Raw genomic sequence first — 12710 nt, 5'->3', positions numbered from 1 at the left:
AGCCTAGCACGCATGGCGGCGCAAACCCGGGCGGAATCGAGGCGCGCCGGGGCAGTGGTTCAGTCGTGCATCTTGCGGTTGGCATGAATGGCCATGAGCACGCCAAAGCCGGTAAGCAGCGACACGGCAGACGTGCCGCCGTAGCTCACCAACGGCATCGGCACGCCGACCACCGGCAGCATGCCGGCGACCATGCCGCCATTGACGAAGACGTAGACGAAGAAGCTCATGCCGATGGCGCCGGCGAGCAGACGCGAATAGGTGTCGCGCGCCTCCATCGCGATCCACAGGCAGCGGCCGATGATGAAGGCATACAGCGCCATCACGGCGATCACGCCGACCAGGCCGAACTCTTCGGAGAACACGGCGAAGATGAAATCGGTGGTGTGCTCGGGCAGGAAATCCAGGCGCGACTGCGTACCGTGCTGCCAGCCTTTGCCGAACACGCCACCGGAACCGACCGCGATCTGCGACTGGATGATGTGCCAGCCGTTGCCCAGCGGATCCGATTCCGGATCGAGCAGGGTGCGCACGCGATTGCGCTGGTATTCGTGCAGGAAATGCCAGGCGACCGGAATCATGCCGCCGACGGCGGCCAGCAGGCTGCCGATCTTCCACCAGGCCATGCCCGAGAGGAACAGCGCGAAGGCGCCGGCGCCGGACACCAGCAGGGCCGTGCCAAGGTCCGGCTGCTCGGCGATCAGTCCGGCGGGGATGGCGATGATCATGCCGACGGCGATGATGTCCTTCCACGACGGCGGCAGCTGACGCGGGTGCAGATACCACGCCACCATCATCGGCACGGTAAGCTTGAGCAGTTCGGAAGGCTGGAACGACACCACGCCCAGATCCAGCCAGCGCTTGGAGCCGCTGCGGATCTCGCCCACCGCCGCGACTACCAGCAAGAGGCACACGCTGCCGGAGTAGAGCCAGGGCGTCCAGCCGCGCAATACCGGCGGAGGAATGCGCGAGATCAGCAGCACCAGGATGCCGCCCATCACGAAGCGGGCGGCCTGTCCGACGATCATCGGCATGCTGCCGCCGCTGGCGCTGTACAGCGTCACCAGGCCGGTGACGGCCAGCAGGAACAGGCCGAAGGCGAGCGGCAAGTCGATGCGCGGGCGCGTCATGACACGGCGCAGGAAGCGCTGCAGGCGGACCTGGAGTTCGTCGATCATGGGTTGCCTCCGTCGTCCTGGTTGTCGCCGCCGTTGTCGGACGGGATGGAGGCAGGGGTGTCGGCAGGCGTGGCCATGGGCGTGTCTTCGGGGCCGTCAGGCGGTGTTTGGGGTGTCGTACCGGAAGTGATCGGAGAGAGCTGCTCCGTCACCGTCTTGCCGGGCACCGCACCGCCCTGCGCGGCGAGCCACGCTTCCATGATCCGACGCACGATAGGGCCAGCGTCCTGGGCACCCCAGGCGCCCTGCTCCAGCATCGCGGCTACTGCGATGCGCGGTGCGTCGGCCGGGGTATAGCCGATGAACCACGCGCGGTGACGCGACGCCAGGTAGGCGCTGTTCTTGTTGGTGTCGTAATCATTGGTTCGGCGGGAAAAGCGCTCGGCGGTACCGCTCTTGCCCGCTACGACATACGGAAAGCCGATGAACTGCGTTTTTGCGGTACCGCCACTCACCACTGCTTCCATGCCTTGATTCACTACGTTCCAGTGGCTGTCCTTGTGGATCAGGCTCGGACCGGTGGGTGGGTTGGGTAGCGGCACAGGGCGCTCCTTCACCGCGGAGGTGGCCATCACCAGGCGCGGTGCATAGGGTATGCCGTGACCGGCGAATGTGGCCGTCGCATGTGCGAGCTGCAGCGGCGTCACGTTCCAGTAGCCTTGGCCGATGCCCGCGAGGATGGTCTCGCCCGGGAACCAGCCGTACTTGCTGCGAGTCGCCTTCCACTCGCGCGAGGGTAGGATGCCTTCCACTTCGCCCAGCAGGTCGATGCCGGTCTTCCTGCCGAAACCAAGGCTGCCCATCCACGCGCTGAGGCGGTCGATGCCCATGTCCAGGGCTAGTTTGTAGAAGTAGGTGTTGGTAGATAGCTGGATCGCCCTGACCATGTTCACCACGCCATTGCCGCCGCGTACATCATCGCGATAGCAGCGCTGCTGGCCCGCAATGCAGAACTCACCGGTGGAGAGCACCGTGTCCTCGGGCCGGCGGATGCCGTACTCGAGGCCGCCCAGCGCCAGGAACGGCTTGACCGTGGAGCCGGGCGGATAGGCGCTCTTCAGCGCGCGATTGAGCAGGGGCTTGTCTTCGGCGGTGGTGTAGGCGGTGTAGTCGGCCTTGCTGATGCCGTTGACGAACAGGTTGGGATCGAAGCTCGGCACGCTGACCATCGCCATGACCTGGCCGTTGCGCGGATCGATCGCCACGGCCGAACCGGGCCGGCCGTCGAAGGCGTCGGTCGCCGCCTTCTGCACTTTCAGGTCGATGCTCAGGTAGAGGTTCTTGCCGGGCTTGGGCGGGTGCGTTTCCAGCACGCGCTGCACGCGGCCGTCGGCGTTGACCTCGACCAGCTCGTAGCCGGGTTCGCCGTGCAGCACATCCTCGTAGGAACGCTCCAGGCCACTGCGCCCCACATGGCTGGTGCCTTTGTAGCGGTCGGCGTCGAGCCGGTTCATGTCATCGGCATCGATGCGGCCGACGTAGCCGACGATGTGTGCGAACAGCGGCCCGTACGGATAGCGGCGGGTCAGGTACGGCACCACGTCCAGCCCGGGGAAACGCCAGCGGTTGACGGCAAAACGCGCGATGTCGTCCTCGGTCAGGTGCAGCTTCAGCGGCACGCTGTCGAAACGACGGTTCTGCTTGAGCTGCTTCTTGAAGGCCTCGACATCGTCGTCGCCCAGTGGCACCACGTCGCGAATGCTGGCCAGCATTGCTTTCATGTCGGGCACCTGCTCGGGCACCACTTCCAGCCGGAACGCCGGGACGTTGTCGGCCAGCAGCACGCCGCTGCGGTCGTAGATGAGTCCACGCGCCGGCGGAATCGCGCGCGGCTTCACGCGATTGTTCTCCGAGCGCAGGGCGAACTCGTCGTGGCGCTGGACCTGCAGATAGAAGTAGCGGCTGACCAGGGCGCTCAGGCCCAGCAGAATCAGTGCGAAACCGACCAGCGCGCGCACCCTGAACAGGGTGCTTTCGCCCCGGGAATCCTTGATCGAGCGGCGACGGAGAGCCATGGCCCTACTGCAGGCGCAAGCGCGTGCGCAGGTCGTCCATGAGAAGGAACAGGAACGGCCACAGCGCGGCGCCGACGAAGGGCGAGAACCACCAGGTGGCGGGCGGCACCGATTCGCCCGCGAACGTGCGCACGATCAGCAGCACCACGCGATCATTGAGCAGCAGTGCCAGCACCGCCAGGGTCTGCTGCCACATCGGGAAGAAGCGCAGCCGCGAGCGGAAGCGCAAGGCAATGAATACCATGGCGCACAGACGCATGGCCTGCTCGCCGAGCAGCACGCCGTCGAGCAGATCCGCACACAGACCGATGCAGAAAGCCAACCCCAGGCTCACACGCTGGTCGCCTGCCTCCAATGCCCAATAGAGCAGGAACAGCGCCGGCCAGTACGGCTTGAACGGCTGCAGCGCGCCAGGCAGCGGCACGAGCATGGACAGCAGGGCGAAGGCGAGCGAGCCCACAAACCAGAGTGTGCCGACACGTTGCTTGCTCATGGCGTCGTTCCCGGCGAGGACGCGGAGACTGCAGGAACCGCTGCCGGACGCGGCGGCGGCGCGGTGCTGGCACCAGGCGCCGGGGCGAGGTCCGCCGGCGGGCCGGCCGGCGCGGGCAGCTCGGGCGGACCGACCGGCTCAGCCTGGTCGTGCAGCAGGAGCACATCTTCGCTACGGTCCAGGTCCGCCGTCGGGCGGGCGCGTCCTTCCAGGAACATGCCGGAAGCCGCCGGTTCCACGCGCTGAATCTCGCCAACCGGGAATCCCGGCGGAAAGCGGCCGCCCAGGCCGGAAGTCAGCAGCTTGTCGCCGGGGCGCACGTCCGCGGCCATGGAAATATTGGGCAGGCTGAGCAGGTCGCCCTCGCGCGAACCATAGGCGACCGTGCGCAGGCCGGTGCGCTCGACGACGACCGGGATGGCATGGTCGGGATCGGTGATCAGCATCACCAGTGACGTGCGCGGCATCACTTCCACCACCTGCCCCATCACGCCGTGTGCGTCGATCACCACCTGCCCCTTCTTCACGCCATTGTTCGCGCCGACATTGAGCAGCATGCGGTGGCGGTAGCTGCCCAGGTCCACATCGACGACGCGCGCCAATTGCACGTTGAGCTCCAGGCTGTGCTGGGTGGCGAGGAGTTCCTTCAGGCGTTCGTTCTGCTCGGCCACGGCCGCCATGCGGTTAAGCTTGGCGTTGGCCAGCAGCAAGTCTTCACGCAGACGCTGATTCTGCTCGGTGAGCAGCTTGCGGTCGGCGAAGGCGACGCTGAGCGTGCGCATGCCCGCAGCGGGCATGCCGGCGAGCTTGTAGACGGGTTCCACCACGATGGAAGCGGCATAGCGGACGCGCCACATCCAGCCGTTGCGATGGTCCAGGACCATCAGCACCATGGCGAGGGCAAGATAGAGAATGAGCCGCAGGGTGCCGGCTACCGTGCCGGCAAACAGGGGCGAGGAGTCCTCGCGAGCGAGTGCCATCCCCTGCCCCCGTCAGTGCTTATTCGGCGGCGAAGAAGTCGCTGCCGTGCTGATCGATCAGCTCCAGCGCCTTGCCACCACCGCGCGCGACGCAGGTGAGCGGCTCCTCGGCCACCTGCACGTGCAGGCCGGTTTCCTCGGAGATCAGGCGATCCAGGTCGCGCAGCAGCGCACCGCCGCCGGTGAGCACGATGCCGCGCTCGGCGACGTCGGAGCACAGTTCCGGCGGGGTCTGCTCGAGCGCTGACTTCACCGCGGCCACGATGCCGGAGAGCGGCTCGTGCAGTGCTTCCAGCACCTCGTTGGAATTGATGGTGAACATGCGCGGCACGCCCTCGGCCAGGTTGCGGCCGGAGATTTCGATCTCGCGTACGTCGGTCTGCGGGAACGCGCAGCCGATTTCCATCTTGATGCGCTCGGCCGTGGATTCGCCGATCAGCGTGCCGTGGTTGCGGCGTACGTAGTTGATGATCGCCTCGTCGAAGCGATCGCCGCCGACGCGGACCGACTGCGAATAGACGATACCGTTGAGCGAGATGACCGCCACTTCGGAGGTACCGCCGCCGATATCCAGCACCATCGAGCCGCGGGCTTCATGCACCGGGATGCCGGCGCCGATCGCGGCGGCCATCGGCTCCTCGATCAGAAACACGTCGCGGGCACCGGCGCCTTCGGCCGATTCCTTGATGGCCCGGCGCTCGACCTGAGTGGAGCCGCAGGGCACGCAGACCAGCACGCGGGGGCTGGGACGCAGCAGACGCGAGCGATGCACCTGCTTGATGAAGTGCTGCAGCATCGCTTCGGTCATGGAAAAGTTGGCGATCACGCCATCCTTCATGGGACGAACGGTCGCGATATTGCCTGGGGTGCGGCCCAGCATCTTCTTCGCATCGCTGCCGACGGCGGCAACGGCGCGGGGACCGCCCGGACCGCGATCCTGGCGAATCGCGACGACCGACGGCTCGTTGAGGACGATGCCCTGGCCGCGTACATAAATCAGGGTATTGGCCGTGCCGAGATCGATGGAGATGTCGTTGGAGAAAATCCCGCGAAACTTCTTGAACATGGGGCCGCCGTGCGTCGATCTGGCTAAAAAGTAAGCGCGCCAGTCTAAAGAGGCGGCACCTTGCGCGCAAGGACAATATCGTTAAGAAAGCCTTGTAGGACGCGGTGATATGCGTACTTTCGATCAGGTCGCGTGAGCTGGCAACGCCGAAGAGAAGTCGCCCTGACGATCAGATATCGGTAAAATTCGGAGCTTTGGCCGGACGCCCTGTCCGGCCGTTCGGTCCGACCGCGCTCGCGCGGCCTGTTCACTAGCCCGGGGACAACCACGCACCATGTCTGCCGTCATCTGCGGTTCGTTGGCATACGACACCATCATGGTCTTCCAGGACCAGTTCAAAAATCACATCCTGCCCGACCAGGTGCACATCCTGAACGTGTCGTTCCTGGTGCCTCGGATGCGTCGCGAGTTCGGCGGCTGCGCCGGCAACATCGCATACAACCTCAAGCTGCTGGGTGCCGATCCGCTGCCCGTGGCCACGGTGGGTCAGGATTTCGGCCCCTACCGGGCGCACATGCAGCAATGCGGGATCCGCCTGGATTATGTACGCGAGTTCGGTGACCAGTTCACGCCGCAGTGCTTCATCACGACAGACCTGGATAACAACCAGATCACTGCCTTCCACCCGGGCGCGATGTTGAGCGCGCACGAGAATCACGTCCGCGATATTCCCGAAATCAGCTTCGCCATCGTCGCACCGGACAGCCGTGAGGCGATGCTTCAGCACGTGGACGAATTCGCCTCGCGCGGCGTGCCTTTCATCTTCGATCCCGGCCAGGCGATGCCGCTGTTCAATGGCGAAGAGTTCCGGTCGATGATCGACAAGTCGACCTATGTGATCGTCAACGACTACGAATCCCAGTTGCTGCAATCGCGTACGGGCTGGAGCGCGGAAGATATCGCCCAGCGCGTGGAGGCCTATATCGTCACGCTCGGTCCGCGCGGCTCGCTGATTCATACTGACGGGACGGTCCATGAGATTCCGCCTGCGCGCGAGCGCAAGATCGTCGACCCGACGGGTTGCGGCGATGCTTATCGTGCGGGCCTGATTTTCGGCATCATGCGAGGCAAGGATTGGCCGACGGTCGGACGCATGGCGTCGCTGATGGGCGCGCTGAAGGTCGAGTATCCGGGGACGCAGAACCAGCGCTTCGATTACGCGCAGTTTGCGGCGGAGTTCGAGGAGCAGTTCGGATACGGGCTCGATTGAGCTTTCTGCTCAAATCCGGTTTTGCATGAAAGGCCTCCTTACGGAGGCCTTTTTATTGGGTATGTCAGGTAGCTTCGCCTGAGAAATTCTCTCCAAGCGTTGTCGCAAAAGCGCAACGCATTGACGCCAGCTCGTAAACACAGACCTTCCCAACACGATGTTTGAAGGCGTCGGCCACGATCTCTTCTGGGAATCAGAGTGACCGAGGATGCATACCGTCCCATGCGCATAGCGGCGCATGTCAAACGAAGCTCGAGCCGCCCTTGGCTTCTTGTGGCAAGAAAGTGCGCGGTGGCAAGAGAGGCTGAGCAAAAAGAAAAAACCCTCACCGATGAGGTGAGGGTTTTAAGGATAAAGCCCCTGGCGATGACCTACTCTTGCATGGCAAGCCACACTACCATCGGCGCAGCTGCGTTTCACTTCCGAGTTCGGGATGGGATCGGGTGGGGCCACAGCGCTATCGTCGCCAGGGAAAGGGTGCAGGACAGCGCTATGAGCGCCGGTCCGGCAGAAGGGGTAAACGAGTGACAAGCGTCTGGTGAATCGGGATGTGAGTTGAAGCGACGTCTCACGAAGCGTCTTGGGGTTATATGGTCAAGCCGCACGGCTCATTAGTACGCGTAAGCTCAATGCATTGCTGCACTTCCACACCGCGCCTATCAACCACCTAGTCTAGATGGGGCCTTAAGGAGTCTCTGGGACTCGGGAGATCTCATCTTGGGGCGTGCTTCCCGCTTAGATGCTTTCAGCGGTTATCACTTCCGTTCGTAGCTACCGGGCAATGCCATGGGCATGACAACCCGAACACCAGCGGAACGTCCACTCCGGTCCTCTCGTACTAGGAGCAGCCCCCCTCAAATCTCCAACGCCCACGACAGATAGGGACCGAACTGTCTCACGACGTTCTGAACCCAGCTCGCGTACCACTTTAAATGGCGAACAGCCATACCCTTGGGACCGACTACAGCCCCAGGATGTGATGAGCCGACATCGAGGTGCCAAACACCGCCGTCGATATGAACTCTTGGGCGGTATCAGCCTGTTATCCCCGGAGTACCTTTTATCCGTTGAGCGATGGCCCTTCCATACAGAACCACCGGATCACTAAGACCTACTTTCGTACCTGCTTGATCCGTCGATCTCGCAGTCAAGCACGCTTATGCCTTTGCACACAGTGCGCGATGTCCGACCGCGCTGAGCGTACCTTCGTGCTCCTCCGTTACTCTTTGGGAGGAGACCGCCCCAGTCAAACTACCCACCACACACGGTCCCTGATCCGGATTACGGACCTAGGTTAGAACGTCAAGCACTTCAGGGTGGTATTTCAAGGATGGCTCCACCGAAACTAGCGTCTCGGTTTCATAGCCTCCCACCTATCCTACACAGAAGAACTCAACGTTCAGTGTGAAGCTGTAGTAAAGGTTCACGGGGTCTTTCCGTCTTGCCGCGGGAACGCTGCATCTTCACAGCGATTTCAATTTCACTGAGTCTCGGGTGGAGACAGCGCCGCTGTCGTTACGCCATTCGTGCAGGTCGGAACTTACCCGACAAGGAATTTCGCTACCTTAGGACCGTTATAGTTACGGCCGCCGTTTACTGGGGCTTCGATCAAGAGCTTCGCCTTGCGGCTGACCCCATCAATTAACCTTCCAGCACCGGGCAGGCGTCACACCCTATACGTCCACTTTCGTGTTTGCAGAGTGCTGTGTTTTTGATAAACAGTCGCAGCGGCCAGGTTACTGCGACCCTTCTCAGCTCAGCTACGCATGTAGCCAAAAAAGGGCGCACCTTCTCCCGAAGTTACGGTGCCATTTTGCCTAGTTCCTTCACCCGAGTTCTCTCAAGCGCCTTGGGATTCTCACCCTGCCTACCAGTGTCGGTTTACGGTACGGTTTCTCTGCAGCTGAAGCTTAGTGGCTTTTCCTGGAAGCGTAGTATCAGTCACTTCGCCCAAAAGGGCTCGTCTCGGTGCTCGGTGTATGTGATCCCGGATTTGCCAAAGATCACCACCTACCGCCTTTCCCCGGGACAACCAACGCCCGGTAGACCTAACTTTCTCCGTCCCCACATCGCACTGCAGACAAGTGCCGGAATATTAACCGGCTTCCCATCGACTACGCATTTCTGCCTCGCCTTAGGGGCCGACTCACCCTGCGCCGATGAACGTTGCGCGAGGAAACCTTGGGCTTTCGGCGTGCGGGCTTTTCACCCGCATTATCGTTACTCATGTCAGCATTCGCACTTCCGATACCTCCAGCAGGCTTCTCAACCCACCTTCACAGGCTTACGGAACGCTCCTCTACCGCGCACACTTGCGTGTGCACCCCGAGCTTCGGTGTAGTGCTTAGCCCCGTTAAATCTTCCGCGCAGGCCGACTCGACCAGTGAGCTATTACGCTTTCTTTAAAGGGTGGCTGCTTCTAAGCCAACCTCCTGGCTGTCTATGCCTTCCCACATCGTTTTCCACTTAGCACTAACTTTGGGACCTTAGCTGCGGGTCTGGGTTGTTTCCCTTTTCACGACGGACGTTAGCACCCGCCGTGTGTCTCCCGTACAGTCTGTCCTGGTATTCGGAGTTTGCCATGGTTTGCTAAGTCGCGATGACCCGCTAGCCATAACAGTGCTCTACCCCCAGGAAGATACATACGAGGCGCTACCTAAATAGCTTTCGAGGAGAACCAGCTATCTCCGAGTTTGTTTAGCCTTTCACTCCTATCCTCAGCTCATCCCCATCTATTGCAACAGATGTGGGTTCGGTCCTCCAGTGCGTGTTACCGCACCTTCAACCTGGCCAAGGATAGATCACTCGGTTTCGGGTCTACTGCCAGAGACTATGCGCCCTATTCAGACTCGGTTTCCCTTCGCCTCCCCTAGACGGTTAAGCTCGCCACTGACAGTAAGTCGCTGACCCATTATACAAAAGGTACGCAGTCACCCTTGCGGGCTTCCACTGCTTGTACGTATACGGTTTCAGGGTCTATTTCACTCCCCTCTCCGGGGTTCTTTTCGCCTTTCCCTCACGGTACTTGTTCGCTATCGGTCGGTCAGGAGTATTTAGCCTTGGAGGATGGTCCCCCCATGTTCAGACAGGGTTTCACGTGCCCCGCCTTACTCAATTTCACACAACGTGCCTTTTCGCCTACAGGGCTATCACCTGCTATGGCCGGCCTTTCCAAACCGTTCGGCTAAAACATGCTGTGCTTTTGGGCTAGTCCGCGTTCGCTCGTCGCTACTGACGGAATCTCGGTTGATTTCTTTTCCTCCGGGTACTTAGATATTTCAGTTCCCCGGGTTCGCTTCCAACACCTATGAATTCAGTGCTGGATACTGCTTACGCAGTGGGTTTCCCCATTCGGACATTGCCGGATCAAAGCTTGTTGCCAGCTCCCCGACACTTTTCGCAGGCTGCCACGTCCTTCATCGCCTCTGACCGCCAAGGCATCCACCGTATACGCTTGGTCGCTTGACCATATAACCCCAAGTCGCCTCAGGGCTCCATTCTTTCGAATGGCATGCCAAACAACGCGTTCGCTTAATTGCCTCAACGACACATCTCGATTCGGTTTCGAACCAAGACGCTTGTCACTCGTTTACATTTTCAAAGAACACAAGACCGGCCACAGTGCCGTCTCGTTTCAAATCTTGTCGTGTGCGCTACACATCCGCTTACAGCCTGGTCACTGGTGGAGCCAGTCGGGATCGAACCGACGACCCCCTGCTTGCAAAGCAGGTGCTCTCCCAGCTGAGCTATGGCCCCATAAAGTGGTGGGTCTGGGAGGACTCGAACCACCGGCCTCACCCTTATCAGGGGTGCGCTCTAACCACCTGAGCTACAGACCCATAAAGCTATAGGCCCCCACATCAGATGGGATGGGCCAGGCATGCCAGTCGGCATGCGGGATGTGCAGGTGTCTTGTGTGGACGTCTTGCGGAGGAGGATCTGTCGTTCTCGAAAGGAGGTGATCCAGCCGCACCTTCCGATACGGCTACCTTGTTACGACTTCACCCCAGTCATGAACCACTCCGTGGTCGTCGCCCTCCTTGCGGTTAGGCTAACGGCTTCTGGAGCAACTCACTCCCATGGTGTGACGGGCGGTGTGTACAAGGCCCGGGAACGTATTCACCGCAGCATAGCTGATCTGCGATTACTAGCGATTCCGACTTCACGAAGTCGAGTTGCAGACTTCGATCCGGACTGGGATCGGCTTTCTGGGATTGGCTCCACCTCGCGGTATTGCAACCCTCTGTACCGACCATTGTAGTACGTGTGTAGCCCTGGCCGTAAGGGCCATGATGACTTGACGTCATCCCCACCTTCCTCCGGTTTGTCACCGGCAGTCTCCTTAGAGTTCCCACCATTACGTGCTGGCAACTAAGGACAAGGGTTGCGCTCGTTGCGGGACTTAACCCAACATCTCACGACACGAGCTGACGACAGCCATGCAGCACCTGTGTTCTGATTCCCGAAGGCACTCCCGCATCTCTGCAGGATTCCAGACATGTCAAGGCCAGGTAAGGTTCTTCGCGTTGCATCGAATTAAACCACATACTCCACCGCTTGTGCGGGCCCCCGTCAATTCCTTTGAGTTTCAGTCTTGCGACCGTACTCCCCAGGCGGCGAACTTAACGCGTTAGCTTCGACACTGATCTCCGAGTTGAGACCAACATCCAGTTCGCATCGTTTAGGGCGTGGACTACCAGGGTATCTAATCCTGTTTGCTCCCCACGCTTTCGTGCCTCAGCGTCAGTGTTGATCCAGATGGCCGCCTTCGCCACTGATGTTCCTCCCGATCTCTACGCATTTCACCGCTACACCGGGAATTCCACCATCCTCTATCACACTCTAGCTTCCCAGTATCCACTGCCATTCCCAGGTTGAGCCCGGGGATTTCACAGCAGACTTAAGAAACCGCCTACGCACGCTTTACGCCCAGTAATTCCGATTAACGCTTGCACCCTTCGTATTACCGCGGCTGCTGGCACGAAGTTAGCCGGTGCTTATTCCTCAGGTACCGTCAGCTCCACCGGGTATTAGCCAATGGCATTTCGCTCCTGATAAAAGTGCTTTACAACCCGAAGGCCTTCTTCACACACGCGGCATTGCTGGATCAGGCTTTCGCCCATTGTCCAATATTCCCCACTGCTGCCTCCCGTAGGAGTCTGGGCCGTGTCTCAGTCCCAGTGTGGCTGATCATCCTCTCAGACCAGCTATCGATCGTCGCCTTGGTGAGCCATTACCTCACCAACTAGCTAATCGAACATCGGTCCATCCAACCGCGCGAGGTCCGAAGATCCCCCGCTTTCTCCCGTAGGACGTATGCGGTATTAGCGTAAGTTTCCCTACGTTATCCCCCACGTCTGGGCAGGTCCCGATGTATTCCTCACCCGTCCGCCACTCGCCACCCATGGAGCAAGCTCCACTGTGCTGCCGTTCGACTTGCATGTGTTAGGCATGCCGCCAGCGTTCAATCTGAGCCAGGATCAAACTCTTCACTTAAGTTTTCGATCAACCGAAGTCGATCTATCTTTCTGAAGCGTTGTCCTAACCGTAAAACGTCAAGCTTTTGAATTGACTCTTAGGTTAGACGCTTGCATATATGGACAGATTTCCCATCCACCGCAAGGCGCCCACACAAGTCACCTGCGCACACTGTCAAAGATCAATCACTTGCGATCCTTTCTTCAGATCGCCCCGAGGCGTTTCGTCCCGGGTGAGCCGCTTACTATACATCGTCTTTCCTATCCGTCAACACCTTCGAAGAAGATTTT

At 60.5% G+C, this 12710-nt stretch carries 6 protein-coding genes, 2 tRNA genes and 3 rRNA genes; 1 reads left to right on the top strand and 10 read right to left on the bottom strand.

Annotated elements, in window-relative coordinates:
• Positions 1-59: 59 nt before the first annotated feature.
• Genes rodA through ACNR9O_RS00035 form a run of 5 tightly spaced genes read right to left on the bottom strand, consistent with a single transcriptional unit; the run spans position 60 to position 5732 of the window.
• Positions 60-1178, bottom strand: a complete 1119-nt coding sequence (gene rodA, locus ACNR9O_RS00055) for a rod shape-determining protein RodA (RefSeq protein ID WP_473684191.1) — start codon at positions 1176-1178, stop codon at positions 60-62.
• Positions 1175-3193, bottom strand: coding sequence for a penicillin-binding protein 2 (gene mrdA, locus ACNR9O_RS00050; RefSeq protein WP_473684193.1), 2019 nt, complete (start codon positions 3191-3193; stop codon positions 1175-1177). Before mrdA ends, rodA begins: the two co-directional genes overlap by 4 nt.
• A 4-nt stretch (positions 3194-3197) precedes the next feature.
• Positions 3198-3686, bottom strand: coding sequence for a rod shape-determining protein MreD (gene mreD, locus ACNR9O_RS00045; RefSeq protein WP_473684195.1), 489 nt, complete (start codon positions 3684-3686; stop codon positions 3198-3200).
• The gene (gene mreC, locus ACNR9O_RS00040; protein ID WP_473684197.1) at positions 3683-4666 is read right to left on the bottom strand and encodes a rod shape-determining protein MreC; all 984 of its coding nucleotides are present in this window, start codon (positions 4664-4666) and stop codon (positions 3683-3685) included. Before mreC ends, mreD begins: the two co-directional genes overlap by 4 nt.
• A gap of 19 nt (positions 4667-4685) precedes the next feature.
• The gene (locus ACNR9O_RS00035) at positions 4686-5732 is read right to left on the bottom strand and encodes a rod shape-determining protein (protein WP_311839986.1); all 1047 of its coding nucleotides are present in this window, start codon (positions 5730-5732) and stop codon (positions 4686-4688) included.
• A 274-nt stretch (positions 5733-6006) separates the two neighbouring features.
• Here ACNR9O_RS00035 and ACNR9O_RS00030 point away from each other — a divergent pair, with 274 nt between their 5' ends.
• Positions 6007-6942, top strand: a complete 936-nt coding sequence (locus ACNR9O_RS00030; RefSeq protein ID WP_473684199.1) for a carbohydrate kinase family protein — start codon at positions 6007-6009, stop codon at positions 6940-6942.
• A 358-nt stretch (positions 6943-7300) separates the two neighbouring features.
• On the opposite strand, the gene rrf is transcribed toward ACNR9O_RS00030, so the two are convergent.
• From rrf to ACNR9O_RS00005, 5 genes are all read right to left on the bottom strand, one after another.
• A 5S ribosomal RNA gene (gene rrf / locus ACNR9O_RS00025) occupies positions 7301-7413 on the bottom strand.
• Between the two features lie 119 nt (positions 7414-7532).
• A 23S ribosomal RNA gene (locus ACNR9O_RS00020) occupies positions 7533-10410 on the bottom strand.
• 212 nt (positions 10411-10622) lie between these two features.
• Positions 10623-10698, bottom strand: a tRNA-Ala gene (locus ACNR9O_RS00015).
• A 6-nt stretch (positions 10699-10704) separates the two neighbouring features.
• Positions 10705-10781, bottom strand: a tRNA-Ile gene (locus ACNR9O_RS00010).
• A gap of 112 nt (positions 10782-10893) precedes the next feature.
• Positions 10894-12438: ribosomal RNA gene (locus tag ACNR9O_RS00005) — 16S ribosomal RNA — on the bottom strand.
• The 16S, 23S and 5S rRNA genes sit together here with 2 tRNA genes alongside, the layout of an rRNA operon.
• Positions 12439-12710: the final 272 nt, after the last annotated feature.

The sequence above is a fragment of the Dyella sp. CR10 genome (assembly GCF_055814425.1).
The sequence above is the reverse complement of the archived record's forward strand: the minus strand, read 5'-3'. Positions and strand labels throughout refer to the sequence as shown.

Excerpts from the sequence above, each read along its gene's own strand:
- rodA (WP_473684191.1), bottom strand. The coding sequence starts at position 1,178 with ATGATCGACGAACTCCAGGTCCGCCTGCAGCGCTTCCTGCGCCGTGTC.
- mrdA (WP_473684193.1), bottom strand. The coding sequence starts at position 3,193 with ATGGCTCTCCGTCGCCGCTCGATCAAGGATTCCCGGGGCGAAAGCACC.
- mreD (WP_473684195.1), bottom strand. The coding sequence starts at position 3,686 with ATGAGCAAGCAACGTGTCGGCACACTCTGGTTTGTGGGCTCGCTCGCC.
- mreC (WP_473684197.1), bottom strand. The coding sequence starts at position 4,666 with ATGGCACTCGCTCGCGAGGACTCCTCGCCCCTGTTTGCCGGCACGGTA.
- ACNR9O_RS00035 (WP_311839986.1), bottom strand. The coding sequence starts at position 5,732 with ATGTTCAAGAAGTTTCGCGGGATTTTCTCCAACGACATCTCCATCGAT.
- ACNR9O_RS00030 (WP_473684199.1), top strand. The coding sequence starts at position 6,007 with ATGTCTGCCGTCATCTGCGGTTCGTTGGCATACGACACCATCATGGTC.